The sequence below is a fragment of the Massilia sp. TS11 genome, assembly GCF_022012445.1.
GTDB lineage: Bacteria > Pseudomonadota > Gammaproteobacteria > Burkholderiales > Burkholderiaceae_D > Telluria.
This window is the reverse complement of record NZ_JAKLTS010000005.1, coordinates 28,622-45,820: the sequence shown is the minus strand read 5'-3', so window position 1 is coordinate 45,820 and position 17,199 is coordinate 28,622. Positions and strand designations below refer to the sequence as shown.

Here is a 17,199-nt window from a genome sequence, read left to right as displayed (position 1 = left end):
CAGCCCGCCTGTCGCCGCCAGCGGCTTAGAACTTCACTTCGTAGGTCACGCGCGCGGTGGCGTGGCCCGGCAGGGTCGCCACCCGGGTGTCGCTGCCATTGGCGTCGGCATAGATGTTCGCGTTATGCAGGTCCTGCTGCAGCAGGTTCTGCACGGCGAAGCGCCACTGCGTTTTCGGGCCGGTCTTCAGCAGCGCATACAGGTCCAGGTCACGGCGCACGCTCTGGTAGCCGCTGGTCGTATTCGAGATGCGCACAAAGCCGCCGTTGCGGAAGGTCAGGCTGCCGCCCATCGACAGCGCGCCGTCCTTGTAGTCCAGCCCCAGGGTCGAGGACAGCGGCGTTTGCTGGTCGAGGCGGTTGTCCGGACCCGGCACCGATTCCACGCGCGACCAGTTGCGCGCGATATTCCAGCGGAAGTCAATCGCCGGCGCGCCCTCGAACACCAGGCGCAGCGGGAATTTGGCTTCCAGTTCCAGGCTGTGCGTATTGGCGCGGCCTTCGTTCACCGGCAGCGAGACCCAGCGGCCGTTATCCAGGATCAGGCCCTGGCGCGTGTAGTCGGTGATGCGGCGCGTCGAGACGCTGGCCGACAGCAGGCCGCCCTCGGCGAAGTAGTGCTCATACGAGGCGTCCAGGCCCAGCGCCAGTTCCGGCTTCAGGTTCGGATTACCCTGGCGATCCGGCTCGGTCGGGCTGTTATTGGTCGACAGCGAACGGCGCGGCGTCAGGCTCTGCGTGGCCGGCGCCTTGTAGGTGCGGGTCAGCGCAAAGCGGATCTGGTCGCCCTTCGAGTCCGGCAGTTTGAACAGGGTCTGGAACACCGGGCTCCACACGCTGCTCTTGTTTTCGATGGTGCCGAAGGTGTTCCCCGTGGTCTTGGTCTGGATGCCTTCCCAGCGCACGCCGGTGTAGACCGACCAGCGCGGCGTGACATTCCATTCGTCCTGCACGAAGGTGGCGAAACGCGATACCGTGGCATCGCTGTTTTCGTTGATGTTAAACGGCTTGTAGCCGGGGATCGGCAGATCGACCTGCAGGTTCTCGTCGCTGCGCTTGCTGTAGCCGCCGTCCCAGCCGAAGGCGAGCGAATGGCCTTCCATGGCCGCGCTCAGATATTTGCCGGTGGTGCTCAGCCCATGTTCGCGCCCATTGGTGTCGATCGCGCGGTCCAGAATCAGCGGGCCGCCCGACTGGGTGTGGCCCCACTGGTGGGTGGTCGTGTCGACGCTTTGCAGGTTCACGCCGATCTTGGCATCGAGCTTGCCGCCGCCTTCGATCTTGTGGGTCCAGGTCAGGTCGGTGCGCAGGCTCGCGAATTCGACCGTGTTGCGGTAGTCGAGATTCGGCGTCACGCTCGGCGCGCCCAGCGTGGTCACGGTATTTGTGTGGCCATTGCCGTGCACGCGGTTCATGCCGATGAAGGACTGCGACACCAGGGCGTCGCCGTTCTCGAGCGACCAGTTCAGGCGCGGCACGATGAACAGGCCGCGGAAGTTACCCTTCTCGCGGTTGCTGGTCACGCGCGACAGGTTCGGTTTGCCCTTGGCGTCGGTGCCTTCCTCGGTGGCCGGATTCTCGCGGTCCTGTTCCTGGTAGATGCCGTTCACGGCCAGCGAATACGACATCTTGCCCATGCGGTCGGACAGCTGAATGCTGGTGCTCGGCGAGAGCACGCCATGGCCGGCCATGAAGCTCGGCTTGGCCTCGCGCTGCTGGGTCGAGATGGCGCGCTTGAGCACGATGTTGATGGTGCCGGCCACGGCCTGGGTCGAGAATTCGGCGCTGGCGGCGCGCTGCACTTCGATGCGCTCGATCAGGTCGGGCGAAATCGAATCGAGCGAGAAGCCGATCGGCGCGCGCTCGCCATTGATCAGCACCTGGGTGTAGCCGGCGCCGAGGCCGCGCATGCGCACCTCGCCGCCCATGCGGCCGGCGCCGCCGCCGACGGTCACACCGGGCAGACGCTTGAGCACATCGGTGACCATGGTGTCACCGTATTTGATGATCTCTTCGTGATTGATGACGATCTTGGAAGCCGTGTCGTCGCGGCGCGGATCATAGTTCGCGGCCGTGCCCTTGACTTCCACCTGCTGCAGCTTTTCCTTGCTGTCAGGGGCGGCGCTGGTGGCCTGCTGGGCTTGGGCGGAGAAGGCGGCCAGCACGATGGCGGCGCCGAGGGTCAAACGGAAAGGGGTCGATGGCATGGTAAAGCTCGGAATGCGAGAAAAACGAAACGCGTTATTGTCTTACAGAATCGGTTTGAGTGCTTGCTGTCGTCTATGAAAATTTGATATGCATGAGGGCGAAAGCCCCTCGCCGGCGGCGGTATAATGCGCGCTCACCGATTTCGAGGGATGCCCGTGTCCGACCGCCTTGCCGTTCTGCCCCAGTACCTGCTGCCCAAACATGCCCTGACCCGCCTGGCCGGCCGCATCGCCGGCGCCCAGGGCGGCGCCAACACCACCCGCCTGATCCGCTGGTTCGTCGGCAAATATGGCGTCAACATGGCCGAGGCGGCCAATCCCGACATCGCCAGCTACCGCAGCTTCAACGAGTTCTTCACCCGCCCGCTGAAAGACGGCGCGCGCCCGCTGGCGGCAGCCGATTTCGTCTGCCCGGTCGATGGCGCCATCAGCCAATTCGGCAGCATCGAGGACGGCCAGATCTTCCAGGCTAAAGGCCACCTGTTCACGGCCCAGGCCCTGGTCGGCGGCGACGCCGCCCTGGCCGAGCGCTTCCGCCACGGCGCCTTCGCCAATCTGTATCTGAGCCCGAAGGACTACCACCGCATCCACATGCCTTGCGACGGCACGCTGACGCGCATGATCTATGTGCCGGGCGCGCTGTTCTCGGTGAACCCGACCACGGCGCGCGGCATTCCCGGTCTGTTCGCCCGCAACGAGCGCGTGGTCTGCGTGTTCGACAGCCCCACTCATGGCGAATTCGTGCTGACCCTGGTCGGCGCCACCATCGTCGGCAGCATGGCCACCGTCTGGCATGGCGTGGTCAACCCGCCGCGCCACGACAGCGTGCGCGAATGGACCTATGCGCCGGGCGAGGTCGTGCTGAAAAAGGGGGAGGAAATGGGCCGCTTCCTGCTTGGCTCCACGGTGGTGATGCTGTTCCAGCCGCAGACCATCGGCTTCAATCCCGACTGGGCGCCGGCGCGCGCGGTGCGTCTGGGCGAGATGATGGGCCAGCGTCCGGCCTGAGCCCGTACTGCAAGGCGGGCCGGCTGGCCCGCCCTGGCGTCAAGGATTACTTGCCGTCTTTTTTCTCTTCCTTCTTGGCGGCTTTCTTCGCCTCTTTCTTTTCTTCCTTCTTCTCGGCCTTGGCGTCGGCCTTGGCGTCAGCTTTCACATCGGCCTTGGCTTCCTTGGCGGCGGCCGGCTTGTCAGCCTTGGCATCCTTGGCAGCCGGGGTCTGGGCCGAAGCAGCGACAGCAAACAGGCCAGCGATCAAAGCAGCGATCAGTTTGTTCATGGTGTATCACCCTCTATGATTTATGTGAATTTGAAGTAGCGCGAACGCTGGCGCCCAGCATACGAAGGCTTTATGACAGGGCCGTGACGGTTTCATGACATCTGTACCGACAGCCCGTCGCTGCAGCAGTGGCTCTGCATCAGATCGAGAAAGGCGCGCGTCTTGGCCGGCATCAGGCGGCGCCCGGGGAACACGGCCCAGCCGGTCGTCACCGGCATTTCCCAGTCGGCCAGCACGCGCACCAGACGCCCGTCAGCCTCGTAGCCGCTCGCATACAGATCGGTCGACGCGGCGATGCCATTGCCCTCGACGGCCAGCCGGCACAGCAGGTCGGGCGAGTTGGCGTTCAGGCGCGCGCGCGGGGCGCGCTCCCACACGATCTTGCCCTTGGTGAGCTTCCACACTTCGTGCGCGCCCGAGCGGCGCAGGATGCACAGAGCGTCGTGCTCGAGCAGATCGTCGGGATGGCGCGGCACCCCATGCCGTTCCAGATAGGACGGCGCCGCGTACAGCGCCCACTGCTGCTGGATCACGCGGCGCGCGGCCAGGGTCGCATCGTCGGGCAGCTCGCCCATGCGGATGGCGATGTCGAAGCCTTCGGCCACCAGATCGACGCGGCGCGGCGACAGGTCGAGGTCGAGCGAGATCTGCGGATAGCGCGCCAGGAAGGTGGTGATCACCTTGTTCAGACCCATATTCGCCAGGTCGGCCGGGGCCGACACGCGCAGGCGTCCGCTCGGCTCCTGCTGGCGGTGCTGGGCCAGGGCGCCGGCCGCCTCCACTTCCTCGGTCACGCGCTGGGCGTGTTCCAGCAGGCCCTGGCCGAATTCGGTCAGCACCAGTTTGCGCGTGGTGCGCTGGAGCAGACGCTCGCCCAGGCGCGCCTCGAGCTGGGCGATGCGGCGCGACACCGTCGACTTGGGCAGGTCCACGCGCTGGGCCGCCTGCGAAAAGCTGCCCGCCTCCACGATGCGGGCAAACAGCATCAGATCATTCGCTTCAATATCCATGGCCATTGTTCCACTGGTTAAACAATCTTATCCATTTTAGCGTCTACCGCTTCGTTTTTGGAACCACCATAATAGATTCACCGCAGCAAAAAACACCACATGAAGGGAATAAATCATGAACATCCTGCAAATTAACTCCAGCGCCCGCAGCCAGGGTTCCGAATCGACCCGCATCGCCGACAGCATCGTGGCCCGCCTCACCGCGGCCCACCCGCAAGCCAGCGTGCAGCGACGCGATCTGGCCAGCGAACCGCACCCGGTGCTGGACGAGCCGACCCTGCAAGCCCTGTTCACCCCGGCCGACCAGCGCAGCGCCGAACAGGCCGCGCGGATCGCCCTCGACGACGCCCTGATCACCCAGGTGCAGGCGGCCGATGTGATCGTGATCGGCGCGCCGATGTATAACTTCGGCATCACCGTGCAGCTCAAGGCCTGGTTCGACGCCATCGCCCGCGCCGGCGTCACCTTCCGCTACACGGCGAGCGGCCCCGAAGGTCTGCTGACCGGTAAAAAAGTCTACGTGGCCGTGGCCCGCGGCGGCATGCACAAAGGCGCCGCCAGCGACACCCAGGTGCCCTATCTGAAGCAGATGCTGGGCTTCCTCGGCATGACCGACGTCACCTACATCTACGCCGAAGGCATGGGCATGGGTCCGGACGCCGTGGCCAAAGCCCAGGCCGACGCCGACCAGCAAGTCGCCGCCGTGCTGGCATAATCGCAGCCGTGCGCCGCCACCACCAGGCGGCGGCGCACGTCGCGTTGATTGACTAAGGAGCCGAGCATGACCCCCACCCTTCCCGCCGAAACCATTGTCCGCAGCCGTTCGGTCGAGCGCCTCGTCGCCGGCCAGTTCGTCACTGACGGCGCCGGCGTCAAGATCAACCGCGTGCTGACCAATACCCTGCAGCGCCGGCTCGATCCCTTCCTGATGCTCGATGCCTTCGGCTCCGACAAACCGGGCGACTACATCGCCGGCTTCCCCGAACACCCGCACCGCGGCTTCGAGACCGTGACCTTCATGCTGCATGGGCGCATGCGCCACCGCGACAGCGGCGGCAACGAGGGCCTGCTGACCAATGGCGGCGTGCAGTGGATGACGGCCGGCCGCGGCATCGTCCACTCCGAAATGCCGGAGCAGGAAGAAGGCCTGATGGAAGGCTTCCAGCTGTGGCTGAACCTGGCCGGTGAAGACAAGATGTGCGCGCCCTGGTACCGCGATATTCCGGCCGAGGAGCTGCCGCGCCTGCGCACCGAGGCCGGCGCCGAGGTCACCGTGATCGCCGGGAGCAGCCATGGCGTGGCCGGCGCCGTGCAGCGTCCGCGCACCGAGCCGGTCTACCTCGACGTGCACCTGCCGGCCGGGGCCAGCTTCAGCCAGCGCCTGCCGGCCGGGCACAATGCCTTCATCTACGTGTACCGCGGCGACGTGGTCATCGAGGGCAAGGGCGTGGCCCAGACGCGCATGGCGATCCTGGCCAATCCGGCCGACGCCGACGGGGTGCTCGTCAAGGCGGCCGAAGACAGCCGCTTCATCCTGATCGCCGGTCGCCCGCTGAACGAACCGATCGCCCAGTATGGCCCGTTCGTGATGAACACCCAGCAGCAGCTGTATGAAGCAGTGGAAGACTTCCGCGCCGGCCGCTTCGGCAGCTGAGTTTTAAACGCGCAGCGAAAAGGTTTACAATGCGTCTCACTGTCCCTGACGGAGAGACGCATGCTGGTTCGCCGCTGGATTGGCCTTGCTGCCTGCCTGATTGCGCTGCACGCGCAGGGCGGGCCGCGCGTATTCCAGGTCGGGGTCGAGAATCTGCAGTACGCGCCCCTGCACAGCACCAGCGCCACCGGCGACTACACCGGCTACGCGCGCGACGTGCTCGACGCCTTCGCCCAGGAATACGGCTACACCTTCCGCTATGTGCCGCTGCCGGTCGAGCGCCTGTTCCGCGACTTTCTGCGCGCGGACGCGCTCGACTTCAAATACCCGGACAACCCGGCCTGGCAGACCGGCCTGAAAAAGGGCCTGCACCTGACCTACAGCCTGCCGATCGTGCCCTCCTACGAAGGCCTGATGGTCCTGCCCGCGAATAAGGGCAAACCGCTGGCGCGCCTGCACAGCGTCGGTACGGTGCGCGGCTTCACGCCGGTGCCCTATCAGCAGGCGATCCAGCGCCGGAGCCTGAGCCTGCAGACCGATACCAGCTTCGCCCCGCTGCTGCAGCGCGTGCTGGCCGGCCAGCTCGACGCCGTCTACATCAATGCCGACGTCGGCCACTACCTGCTGACCCACGAACTGGGCCAGCCGAATGCCCTGGTGTTCGACACCGCGCTGCCGCACCTGGCCTCTGACTTCAGCCTGTCGACCCGGCGCCACCATGAGATCGTCGCCCAGTTCAACAACTTCCTGCAAAAACAGCGCCCTCTGCTGCAGCGCCTGCGCGCCAAGTATACAATCGGTGATCCTGCCAATCCCTGAGGAAGCCTGATGAAGCCTGTTGCCGTCACCGCCCTGGAAGTCGCCCCGCGCGCCAAGCCGAGCATCCTGCCCGGCCCCTTTGCCCCGCTGTTCGAGGGCCGCGAGAAGCGCGCGCTCGGCGATGTGTTCGGCCTCACCAATTTCGGCATCAATCTGACCCGCCTGCAGCCGGGCGGTAAATCGGCGCTGCCGCACGCGCATGCGCGCCAGGACGAATTCGTCTACGTGCTGGCCGGGACCCTGACCCTGATCACCGACGGCGCCGCAACCACGCTCACGGCCGGCATGTGCGCCGGCTTCGCGGCCGGCAGCGGCGTCGCCCACCACATGGAGAACCGCAGCGACAGCGAAGCCATGTATCTCGAAATCGGCGACCGCACGCGCGGCGACCAGGTCAGCTATCCGCACGAGGATCTGGCGGCCAGCATGGGTGAGGACGGCGCCTGGCGCTTCACCCGCAAGGACGGCTCGCCGCTCTGATGGCACTGATGGAGACGATCGGGGCGGCCCTGTCCTGGGCCAGCCGCCGCCTCGGACTGGAGACCGTGGACCGCTTCCCGCCCGGGCACGCGTACGCGCGCACGCGCTGGGACAAGGCCTATTTCGACATTGCGTCCGACGTCGCGCCCGAGGAGATCGAGCGCCGCATAGTGGCCGCCATCGACGCCACGCCGAGCGTATTCGCCCACATCGAACACCCGACCCCGCGCATGCAGCGCGCCCTGATCGCGCAGATCGGCGCGCGCATGCGCCGCGCCTGCGGTGTGCCGGGCGACCTGCTTGGCCTGCTGATCCAGGCCTTTCAGAGTCCGCACACGCGCGAAGCCCTGCCCGGCCTGCGCCAGGCCATCAGCGCGACACAGGGGCTGGAGCCAGCGCAGCGCGCCCAGGCCCTGCTGGCGTTCCTGGCCGAACACGCGGCCCAGGGCGATGTGATCGAGGCCGCAGGCGCGGCGCCAAAACCGATAAAATGACACTTCGACTTCAACAAGGATTCACATGCAATTCAAATCGGTGCAGTACACGGGTCTGGGGCAAGGCCCGCGCCTGATCATCACCGGCGCCGTCCACGGGAACGAAACCGCCGGCACCAAGGCCATCGAGCGCGTGCTGGCGGAACTCGAACGCGGCGACTATGAAATCGTGGCCGGCACGGTCACCTTCGTCCCGGTCACCAATCCGCTCGCCTATGCCAAGGGCGAGCGCGCGGGCGACCGTAACCTGAACCGCAACCTGTGCCCGACCGACGACCCGCAGGAATTCGAAGACCACGTGGCCAACTGGCTGTGCCCACTGCTGGCCCGGCACGAGGTGCTGCTCGATCTGCACTCGTTCAACGCCCAGGCCGAGCCCTTCGTGATGGTCGGCCCGCGCAACAACGCCGGACCGCTGCAGCCCTTCCGCCACGCCGAGCAGGAACGCGCGATGGCGCGCATCCTGGGCGTCAAGCGCTATGTCGATGGCTGGCTGGCCACCTATGGCGCCGGGGTCGAGCGGCGCATGCAGACGCGCGATCCGTCCGAGCGCGACAAGGTCGTGCGTTACGGGATCGGCACCACCGAATACATGCGCTCCACCGGCGGCTACGCGCTGACGCTCGAATGCGGCCAGCATCTGGACCCGCAGGCGCCCGACGTCGGCTACCGCGCCATCAAGAACGTGCTGGCCCATTTCGGCATGATCGACGCCCCGCGCCCGCAACCGATGCCGCTGGCCGAGATGGAGACCCTGTCGATGGTGGTGGTGCACGACAAGGCCAGCGAGGGCGACCGCTTCATCAAGACCTGGTCGAGCTTCGACCCGGTCAAGGTGGGCGACCAGATCGGCGTGCGCGCCGACGGTACGCCGGTGCTGGCCGAACTCGAAGGCCGCATCCTGTTCCCGGACGTGAACGCCAAGCCGGGCCACGAATGGTATTACCTCGCCCAGCCGCATCAGGATTTTGAGCGCTACGCTGACTGAGGCCCTGGCCGCCAATCCCTTCTTCGCCGCGCCGCTGTTCGACGCGCTGCCGGACGTCGTCTTCTTCGTCAAGGATGCCGACTGCCGCTACGTGCTGGCCAATCACACGCTGGCACGGCGCTGCGGCATGCGCAGCAAGGAGGCCCTGGTCGGGAAGACGGCGGCCGAGGTATTCCGTCCGCCGTATGGCGAAACCTGGCTGGCCCAGGACCAGGCCGTGCTGGCCAGCGGCCAGGACATCGATGACAAGCTGGAGCTGCACCTCTACCCGGACCGCGATCCCGGCTGGTGCCTGACGCGCAAACTGGCGCTGCGCGACGCCCACGGCAAAGTGGTCGGCCTGTGCGGCATTTCGCGCGATCTGGCCATGGCCGACAAGAAGAACCCCGGCTACCAGAAGCTGGCCGCCAGCGTACGACTGATTCAGGAGGAGTATGGGCGCGCCCTCAGCATGCCCGAGCTGGCGCGCACGGCCGGCATGTCGGTGGCCCAGCTGGAGCGCTATTTCGTGCGCATCTTCCAGATCAATCCGCGCCAGATGCTGATCAAGACCCGGCTCGATGCCGCCTCGCGCCTGCTGGCCGGTGACAGCAGCATCGCCCAGATCGCCCTCGCCTGCGGCTACAGCGACCACTCGGCCTTCACGCGCCAGTTCAAGGCCACAGTCGGCCTCACCCCGGCGCAGTACCGGGCCGCCCTGCACAAGGCCTGATCAGGCCCCGGCGCGGATGCCCCAGACGAAGGGGTCGCTGTCGTCGATGATCAGATCGGCGCGCGCATTGACCCAGGCTTTACCGCGGATCGAAGGGCGCACCTCGCCATCGACCAGGCGATAGGAAGCTTCGAACACGCTGCCGATGATGCTTTGCTGGCGCCACAGCGCGCCCGGGGCCAGCTTGCCGCTGGCGGCCAGGCAGGCCAGCTTGGCGCTGGTGCCGGTGCCGCAGGGCGAGCGGTCATACGCCTTGCCCGGACAGAGCACGAAGTTCTGGCTATCGGCCGTGCCGCTGCGCGGCGCCGCAAACAGCTCGATGTGGTCGATCATGGCGCCGTCGTCGCCGGCGATACCCTGCGCCTGCAGGGCCGCCCGCACCGCGCTGGTAAAGGCCATCAGCTGGTCGATGCTGGCCAGATCCAGCGTGAACGGGTGCGACTCGATCAGGAAAAACCAGTTGCCGCCCCAGGCCACATCGCCCGTCACGCGGCCGTAATCCGGCACGTCGATCGTGACTTCGGCGCGCGTGCGCCGGGCCGCCACATTGTCGATGGTGACGCTGCCATCCTCGTGCAGGGTGGCCGCCACCGCGCCCACCGGGGTGTCGATGCGGTGCAGGCCCGGCCCGATCCGGCCCAGGAAGGCCAGCGAAGCGACCACGCCGATCATGCCGTGCCCGCACATGCCGAGGTAGCCCACATCATTGAAGAAGATGACACCGGCCACGCAGCCGGGCGCATGCGGTTCGACCAGCAGCGCGCCAACCAGCACGTCCGAGCCGCGCGGCTCGTTGACGACGCCGCTGCGCACATGGTCGAACTCGCGCTGGAAGCGGGCGCGCCGCTCGCTCAGCGGACCGTCGCCCAGATCGGGGCCGCCGCTGATGATCAGGCGGGTCGGCTCGCCGCCCGTATGGGAATCGATGATGGAGATGGTTTTCATGGCCGCCAGCATAGCGCGCGCCCCCCGCCCTGTCTTGCGCGGCGGGCCGCGCGGCGACGACGAAATCGGCACAAGTGCCGGCCCCCTAATGGGCCAGCCATTTGAGACCGACGATGCCGACGATGATCAGGGCGATGCAGGCCAGGCGCAGCGCCCCGGCCGATTCGCCGAACAGCAGCATGCCGGCGATGGCCGTGCCGACCGTGCCGATCCCGGTCCAGACAGCGTAGGCCGTGCCGAGCGGGAGCTGGCGCATGGCCACACCGAGCAGCACCACGCTGGCCACCATGGCCGCCAAGGTCAGCACCGAGGGGAGCGGGCGCGTAAAGCCCTCGGTGTATTTCAGGCCGATGGCCCAACCCACTTCCATCAGTCCCGCCACAAACAGCCACCACCAATGCATCGCGCCTCCTTATTCGACCGGCACCGTGCGCAGGCGCTGCACATCGCGCGCCTCCAGTTCCACGCCCGGCACGCCCCACTGCTGGCGCACATAGGTGACCACGTCGGCCACCTCGGCGTCGCTCAGATTCGGCCCGAACGGCGGCATGCCATACGGGCGCGGATTGCCACGCGTGGAGGGCGGAAAACCGCCATACAGCACCATGCGCACGGCATTCGTGGCACCCGCTTCGCGCAGGCTGCGGCTGCCCGCCAGGGCCGGATAGGCGCCGGCGGCGCCACTGCCATCGGCCTGATGGCAGCTGGCGCAGTGGTTCTTGTAGAGGGCCGCGCCGCGCGCCAGCGCCGCCTGCAGGCTGGCCGTCATGGCCGGCGCTTCCGGTAAATCGGGCTGGGTCGGCGGCAGCGACACCAGATAGCTGGCGATGGCCTGGACGTCGGCCGCTTCCAGATACTGCAGGCTGCCGCGCACCACTTCGGCCATCGGCCCGAACACGGCCGCCCGCGCCGATACGCCGCTGCCCAGCAGCTGCGCCAGTTCGGCCGGATCGCCCAGGCCCGGGCGGTCCGTCAGCGAGGCCGCGTGCCAGCCCAGCATCGGGATCATGCCGCCCGCCAGTTCACGTCCCGCGCTGCCGCCCAGGGCGCCGCGCGCCGTGTGGCAGGCATTGCAGTGGCCGAGCCCCTGGACCAGATAGGCGCCGCGGTTCCAGGCCACGCTGCGCGCCGGATCGGGCTGAAACTCGCCCGGCGTGAAGTACAGGAAGCGCCACAGCGGCAGCAGCAGCCGCTGATTGAAGGGAAAGGCCAGCGCCGGTGCCGGCGTCGCCTGACGCACCGGCGGCAGCGAGCGCAGATAGGCGTAGAGCGCATCGGCATCCTCGCGCGTGACCTTGGTGGTATTCGTGTACGGGAAAGCCGGATACAGGAAGCGCCCGTCCTTGCCCTTGCCGTTGTGGAGAGCGCGCCAGAAGTCGTCGGCCGACCATGCGCCCAGGCCCGTCGCGGCGTCCGGCGTCAGGTTCGAGGCATAGATGTCGCCAAACGGCGTGTGAATCGCGCGCCCGCCCGCATAGGCCGCGCCGCCCACGGACGTGTGGCAGGCCATGCAGTTGCCGGCCCGGGCCAGATAGGCGCCGCGCGCCACCAGTGCGCGCGAGTCGCTGCTGGCCGGCGCGGCCCGCGTGCCGGCGCCCGGTTCGCGCACGATATCCAGGCCGATGATCACGGCCGGCGCCAGGATCGCCACGGCCAGCAGCCCGGCCAGCATCGGAAACAGGCGCGCCCTCATGGCTGCATGCTCCCGCAGGCCAGCGGCGGCTTGGCCGGTGCGGCGGCGGCCGGCCGCAGCGATTCCGGCACCGGCTGCGCTGCCAGCCAGGCCGATACGGCCACCACGTCTTCATCCGACAGCTGGCGCACCACCTGGGCCATGCAGTCCGGCGCGGCGGCGCGGCGCGTGCCCGCCTTCCAGGCTCCGAACTGCGCATTCAGATAGTCGCGCGGCAGGCCAAGCAGGCCCGGAACCGCAGGCTGCGTGCCGCCCAGTTCGCGCCCATGGCAGGCCGCGCAGGCCGGCAGCTTGCGCGCCGCGTCGCCCTCCTGCACCAGGCGCTGGCCGCGCTGCAGCAGCGCCTCCGGAACGGCCGGCGCCTGGGCCGGCGGATACGGCGGATGCAGCCCCGCGAAGTAATCGGCCAGCTCGCGCAGGTAGTCGTCCGACAGCTGCCCCACCATATGGCGCATCTGCGGGAACTGACGACGGCCGTCGCGGAAGTTGATCAGCTGGTTGTAAAGATAGCCGGCCGGTTTGCCCGCGATGCGCGGGAAGAAGCCGTCGCGCGTCGCCCGCCCTTCCTTGCCGTGGCAGGCAGCGCAGGCCACGGCGCGCTGGGCGATGCTGTCTTCGACCGGTGCGGCGCGCACCAGCGCGCTGACGGCCAAGAGGGAGATCAGGAGAATTCGCATCCCGCTATTGTGCCGCATCCGGGCCGCTTCAGCAGGAAAGCCGGAAGCGCGCGATAATCGCCCGATTGCATCGCAAGAAGGGGCGCACATGAAGGCGCATATGAGTCTGACCGATGTGCTGACCGCGCTCGCCGTGGTGGCCATCTGGGGCACCAATTTCGTGGTCATCAAGATCGGTCTGCAGGACCTGCCGCCGCTGCTGTTCTCCGCGCTGCGCTTTCTGTTCGCGGCCCTGCCGATGGTGCTGTTCGTGCGCCACCCTGGAGCATCATGGCGCCTGGTGGCCGCCTACGGCCTGTTTCAGTTCACCCTCGAATTCGCGCTGCTGTTCATCGGCATGCGCCTCGGGATGCCGGCCGGCCTGACCTCGCTGGTGATCCAGCTGCAGGCCTTCTTCACGATCGGCATGGCCGTACTCCTGCTGGGCGAGCGCCCGCACTGGCTGCAGCTGGCCGGCGCCGCTATTGCGTTCGGCGGCATGCTGCTGGTGGCCGCCCATCTCGACAACCGCGCCACCCTGCTCGGATTCAGCCTGGTGGTGCTGTCCGCGATCAGCTGGGGCGCGGCGAACATCGTCACCAAAAAAATGGCCAAGGTCGATGCCGTCGCGCTGATGGTGTGGGGCTCGCTGTATGCCATGCCCCCGCTGTTCCTCGCCTCTTTGCTATTCGAAGGCATCGGCGCCTGGCAGACCGCGTGGCAGCACGCCAGCTGGCGCACGGTCGGCGCGGTGCTGTACCAGAGCTACCCCAACACCATCCTCTGTTTCGGCCTGTGGTCGCTGCTGATGAAGCGCTATCCGGCCGCCACCATCGCCCCGTTTGCGCTGCTGGTGCCCGTCACCGGCATGGCCTCGAGCGCCCTGTTCCTCGGCGAGCGCCTGCACTGGTGGGTGTTCGCCGCCGGCGCCCTGGTGCTGGCCGGGCTGGTGCTCAATTTGTACGGGCCGCGCTGGCAGGCCCTTACAATCAAGGCTCCCCCCACTGCCTGAGGAGACCCCATGTCCACGCTCGCCACCGCCCTCGTCGCCCTGATCATGCTCCTGCATGTTTATATTTTTGTGCTCGAGGCCCTTGTTTTTGAGACCCGCGGCCGCAAAGTATTTGGACTGAAGAAGGAAGAAGCGGCCGTCCTGAAGGCAGCGATGTCGAATCAGGGCTGCTACAACCTGTTTCTGGCCGCAGCGCTTGCGCTCGGCCTGTTTCACCCGGAGGCGGCGATCCGGCACGCCTTCACCCTGTATGGCCTTGGCTGCGTCGCCGTGGCCGGCCTATGGGGCGGCGTGACGGTGAAACGCTCGATCCTCTGGATCCAGACCGCGCCAGCGATCCTGGCGCTGGTCGCCACCATGACACAATGAAGGGAAACCATGCCAACTCTGTTTGACCCGATCACCATCGGCGATCTGAACCTCCCCAACCGCATCTTCATGGCGCCGCTGACCCGTTCGCGCGCCGTGGGCGAAGGCCGCGTGCCGAACGCCCTGATGGCCGAATACTACGTGCAGCGCGCCAGCGCCGGCCTGATTCTGTCCGAAGCCACGGCTGTCACGCCGCAGGGCGTCGGCTACGCCAACACCCCGGGCATCTGGTCCGACGAACAGGTCGAAGGCTGGCGCCAGGTGACCGAGGCCGTGCACGCCGCCGGCGGCCGCATCTTCCTGCAGCTGTGGCACGTCGGCCGCATCTCCGACCCGATCTTCCTGAATGGCGACCTGCCGGTGGCGCCGAGCGCCATCGCCCCCAAGGGCACGGTCAGCCTGGTGCGTCCGCAGCGCCCGTACGTGACGCCGCGCGCGCTCGACATCGAAGAAATCCCCGGCATCGTCGCGGCCTACCGCAAGGGTGCCGAGAATGCCAAGCGCGCCGGTTTCGACGGCGTCGAGGTCCATGGCGCGAATGGCTACCTGCTCGACCAGTTCCTGCAGGACGGCACCAACCAGCGTACCGACCGCTATGGCGGCTCGATTGAAAACCGCGCACGCCTGATGCTCGAAGTGACCGACGCCTGCATCGAGGTATGGGGCGCCGACCGCGTCGGCATGCACCTGGCGCCGCGCCGCGATTCGCACGACATGAGCGACTCCGATCCCGCCGCCACCTTTGGCTACGTGGCGCGCGAGCTGGGCAAGCGCAAGATCGCCTTCATCTGCGCGCGCGAGAAGATCGGCGCGGACAGCCTCGGCCCGATGATCAAGCGCGAGTTCGGCGGCGTCTTCATCGCCAACGAGCAGATGGACACCGAGAGCGGCAACGCCTTGCTGGCCAAGGGCGACGCCGACGCCATCGCCTTCGGCAAGTGGTTCATCGCCAATCCGGACCTGCCCAAGCGCCTGGCGCAAGGCGCGGCCCTGAACCCCGCGCGCGCCGAGTTCTTCTACCACGACACGGCGGAAGGCTACACCGACTATCCCGCCCTGCCCGCCTAAGCCCGCACGGCACCGCTGCCGCAAAGAAAAATCGGGGTCAGACCCCATTTATCTTCGAAGAAAAATGGGGTCAGACCCCTTTTTTCTCTCTGGATAAATGGGGTCTGACCCCGATTTGTTTGCGGAGCAAGTTTGACCCCGGGATGCGCTGAGCAAGCCCGGGGGACTGCTCGGATCTTACTTGCTGGCGCGGGCGGCGCCGAAGGGGTCGCCTTTGTTCCAGGCCGGCATGGCCGGCGCATTCGCGACCAGCAGGCCCAGCGTCAGCGTGAACTGGGCCTGCTGCACCATGCCCGTCAGGTCCCAGCTCGGGTCGTACTCGTCGGTCACCTGGTGGTAACGGGCGCCGTAGGCCTTGGCCTTGGCTTTGGCCGCTTCCTGGTCACCCACGTAGTCGCGCCCGCCCTCGATCGAGAAGGCCGGCACGCCCACTTTGGCGAAGCTGAAATGGTCGCTGCGGAAGTAGCCGCCGCCCAGGTCGGGCTTGGCCGGCGCGATCTGCAGGCCGAGCGCCGTGGCGGCCTGGCGCGCGAACTTCACCAGCTCGGTGCGTTCGCTGCCCTGCACGCCGATGTCCTTGGCCTTGCCGACGAAATTCAGGCTGTCCAGATTGAGGTTGGCGGCCGTTTTCGCCAGCGGCCACAGGGGCTTGCTCGCATACGCGGCGGAACCCAGCAGGCCCTGCTCTTCGGCCGCCACCCACAGGAACATCTGGCTGCGCTTGGCCGGTTTCAGGCGCGCTTCGGCGGCCATCGCCAGCAGGCCGGCGGTGCCGGAGGCGTTATCGACGGCGCCATTGAAGATGGTGTCCTTGCCCGTCCCCTGTTTGCCCAGATGGTCCCAGTGGGCCGAATAGATCACCACTTCGTCCTTCAGGCGCGCATCGGTGCCGGGCACCACGGCGGCCACGTTGAACTGCTCGATCTTGCGCACACTGGCCTTGGCGCTGCCCTGCAGACGGGCGTTCAGCGGCACCGCCTTGAAGCCCTTCTTCTCGGCCGCGGCGCGCAGCTGATCGAGGTCGGCACCGGCGGCGGCAAACAGCTGACGCGCGCTGTCTTCGGTCATCCAGCCCTGCAGGGCGGTACCGCGCTCGCCGTCGGCGAGCTGGAAGCGCTCCACATTGTCCCAGCTGTTCTGCACCACCGACCACGCATACGAGGCGCTCGGCGTGGTGTGAATCAGCAGGACGCCGAGCGCGCCCTGGCGCGCCGCTTCTTCGAACTTGTAGGTCCAGCGGCCGTAGTAGGTCAGCGACTTGCCGCCGAAGCGATTCGGCTCGGCCTCGGTCGGCTGCGGGTCATTCACCATCACCACCAGGATCTTGCCCTTGACGTCGAGGTCCTTGAAGTCGTTCCAGCCCTCCTCGGGCGCGCTGATGCCATAGCCGGCGAATACCAGCGGCGCATCGAAACTGTGTTCGGCCACGGCGTCGCCCGGAGCCCACACCCAGTCCTTGCCGAACTGGAGTTTGAGGGCGGCGCCGTTCGCGCTCAGGGCCAGGCTGCTGTCGGCCGGACGGGCGACCACGCCGGCGATATTCACCGGCTGCAGATAGCTGCTGCCGTTACCGGGCTTGAGGCCGAGCGCGCGTGCCTGCGCCTCGAGGTAGGCGACGGTCAGGTCGGCCCCACGCTGGCCGGTACCGCGCCCTTCCAGCAGATCGCTGGCGAGGAAGGCGAGATGGGCGCGCAGCGGAGCTTCCTGTACCTGCGGGCCGACGGGGGCGGCGCCGGCCGGATAGGCCAGTGCCAAACTGGCGGCGAGCAGACTCGCGGCCAGGGGTTTGATCAGTGTATGCATGGCGATCTTGT

General features: G+C 67.3%; 19 protein-coding genes. 11 read left to right on the top strand and 8 right to left on the bottom strand.

Going from position 1 to position 17,199, the window contains the following annotated elements; translation table 11 throughout:
- Nucleotides 1-25 precede the first annotated feature (25 nt).
- Nucleotides 26-2,206 (bottom strand): TonB-dependent siderophore receptor, encoded by a 2,181-nt coding sequence (locus LZ005_RS09135; RefSeq protein ID WP_237806907.1) that lies wholly within the window; start codon nucleotides 2,204-2,206, stop codon nucleotides 26-28.
- A gap of 156 nt (nucleotides 2,207-2,362) precedes the next feature.
- On the opposite strand from LZ005_RS09135, the gene asd reads away from it, so the two are divergent.
- Nucleotides 2,363-3,214, top strand: coding sequence for an archaetidylserine decarboxylase (gene asd, locus LZ005_RS09130; protein WP_237806905.1), 852 nt, complete (start codon nucleotides 2,363-2,365; stop codon nucleotides 3,212-3,214).
- Nucleotides 3,215-3,260: 46 nt separating this feature from the next.
- Here asd and LZ005_RS09125 read toward each other — a convergent pair whose 3' ends face one another.
- Nucleotides 3,261-3,485: a hypothetical protein gene (locus LZ005_RS09125; protein WP_237806903.1), complete on the bottom strand. Its 225-nt coding sequence runs from the start codon at nucleotides 3,483-3,485 to the stop codon at nucleotides 3,261-3,263.
- A gap of 92 nt (nucleotides 3,486-3,577) precedes the next feature.
- On the bottom strand, nucleotides 3,578-4,495 hold the full coding sequence (locus LZ005_RS09120; protein ID WP_237806901.1) for a LysR family transcriptional regulator: 918 nt from the start codon (nucleotides 4,493-4,495) through the stop codon (nucleotides 3,578-3,580).
- A gap of 115 nt (nucleotides 4,496-4,610) precedes the next feature.
- Between LZ005_RS09120 and LZ005_RS09115 the strand changes: the two genes are divergently transcribed.
- From LZ005_RS09115 to LZ005_RS09085, 7 genes are all read left to right on the top strand, one after another.
- On the top strand, nucleotides 4,611-5,210 hold the full coding sequence (locus LZ005_RS09115; protein WP_237806899.1) for an FMN-dependent NADH-azoreductase: 600 nt from the start codon (nucleotides 4,611-4,613) through the stop codon (nucleotides 5,208-5,210).
- Between the two features lie 66 nt (nucleotides 5,211-5,276).
- Nucleotides 5,277-6,149, top strand: a complete 873-nt coding sequence (locus LZ005_RS09110; RefSeq protein WP_237806897.1) for a pirin family protein — start codon at nucleotides 5,277-5,279, stop codon at nucleotides 6,147-6,149.
- 60 nt (nucleotides 6,150-6,209) lie between these two features.
- Nucleotides 6,210-6,968: an ABC transporter substrate-binding protein gene (locus LZ005_RS09105; protein WP_237806895.1), complete on the top strand. Its 759-nt coding sequence runs from the start codon at nucleotides 6,210-6,212 to the stop codon at nucleotides 6,966-6,968.
- A 9-nt stretch (nucleotides 6,969-6,977) separates the two neighbouring features.
- Nucleotides 6,978-7,448, top strand: a complete 471-nt coding sequence (locus tag LZ005_RS09100) for a cupin domain-containing protein (RefSeq protein ID WP_237806893.1) — start codon at nucleotides 6,978-6,980, stop codon at nucleotides 7,446-7,448.
- Nucleotides 7,449-7,456: 8 nt separating this feature from the next.
- Entirely contained in the window at nucleotides 7,457-7,942 is a 486-nt protein-coding gene (locus tag LZ005_RS09095; protein ID WP_307727789.1) for a hypothetical protein, read from the top strand.
- 25 nt (nucleotides 7,943-7,967) lie between these two features.
- Nucleotides 7,968-8,930: a succinylglutamate desuccinylase/aspartoacylase family protein gene (locus LZ005_RS09090; RefSeq protein ID WP_237806889.1), complete on the top strand. Its 963-nt coding sequence runs from the start codon at nucleotides 7,968-7,970 to the stop codon at nucleotides 8,928-8,930.
- Nucleotides 8,911-9,642, top strand: a complete 732-nt coding sequence (locus tag LZ005_RS09085) for an AraC family transcriptional regulator (RefSeq protein ID WP_237806887.1) — start codon at nucleotides 8,911-8,913, stop codon at nucleotides 9,640-9,642. The genes LZ005_RS09090 and LZ005_RS09085 overlap by 20 nt, the downstream gene beginning before the upstream one ends.
- On the opposite strand, the gene LZ005_RS09080 is transcribed toward LZ005_RS09085, so the two are convergent.
- The 4 genes from LZ005_RS09080 to LZ005_RS09065 form a co-directional block, all read right to left on the bottom strand.
- Nucleotides 9,643-10,587, bottom strand: coding sequence for a 4-hydroxyproline epimerase (locus LZ005_RS09080; protein WP_269106628.1), 945 nt, complete (start codon nucleotides 10,585-10,587; stop codon nucleotides 9,643-9,645). It abuts the gene before it with no gap.
- A gap of 85 nt (nucleotides 10,588-10,672) precedes the next feature.
- Nucleotides 10,673-10,990, bottom strand: a complete 318-nt coding sequence (gene sugE / locus LZ005_RS09075; protein ID WP_237806885.1) for a quaternary ammonium compound efflux SMR transporter SugE — start codon at nucleotides 10,988-10,990, stop codon at nucleotides 10,673-10,675.
- Between the two features lie 9 nt (nucleotides 10,991-10,999).
- A complete protein-coding gene (locus LZ005_RS09070) occupies nucleotides 11,000-12,280 on the bottom strand; it encodes a cytochrome c (protein WP_237806883.1) in 1,281 nt (426 codons plus the stop codon).
- Nucleotides 12,277-12,957, bottom strand: a complete 681-nt coding sequence (locus tag LZ005_RS09065) for a c-type cytochrome (RefSeq protein WP_237806881.1) — start codon at nucleotides 12,955-12,957, stop codon at nucleotides 12,277-12,279. The genes LZ005_RS09070 and LZ005_RS09065 overlap by 4 nt, the downstream gene beginning before the upstream one ends.
- A gap of 100 nt (nucleotides 12,958-13,057) precedes the next feature.
- Here LZ005_RS09065 and LZ005_RS09060 point away from each other — a divergent pair, with 100 nt between their 5' ends.
- The 3 genes from LZ005_RS09060 to LZ005_RS09050 are packed head-to-tail and all read left to right on the top strand — an operon-like array spanning nucleotide 13,058 to nucleotide 15,385.
- Nucleotides 13,058-13,948: an EamA family transporter gene (locus LZ005_RS09060; RefSeq protein WP_237806879.1), complete on the top strand. Its 891-nt coding sequence runs from the start codon at nucleotides 13,058-13,060 to the stop codon at nucleotides 13,946-13,948.
- A 9-nt stretch (nucleotides 13,949-13,957) separates the two neighbouring features.
- Nucleotides 13,958-14,317: a DUF1304 domain-containing protein gene (locus tag LZ005_RS09055; RefSeq protein ID WP_237806877.1), complete on the top strand. Its 360-nt coding sequence runs from the start codon at nucleotides 13,958-13,960 to the stop codon at nucleotides 14,315-14,317.
- Nucleotides 14,318-14,326: 9 nt separating this feature from the next.
- Entirely contained in the window at nucleotides 14,327-15,385 is a 1,059-nt protein-coding gene (locus LZ005_RS09050) for an alkene reductase (RefSeq protein WP_237806875.1), read from the top strand.
- Between the two features lie 177 nt (nucleotides 15,386-15,562).
- On the opposite strand, the gene LZ005_RS09045 is transcribed toward LZ005_RS09050, so the two are convergent.
- Entirely contained in the window at nucleotides 15,563-17,188 is a 1,626-nt protein-coding gene (locus tag LZ005_RS09045; RefSeq protein ID WP_237806872.1) for a M28 family peptidase, read from the bottom strand.
- Between the last annotated feature and the right edge of the window lie 11 nt (nucleotides 17,189-17,199).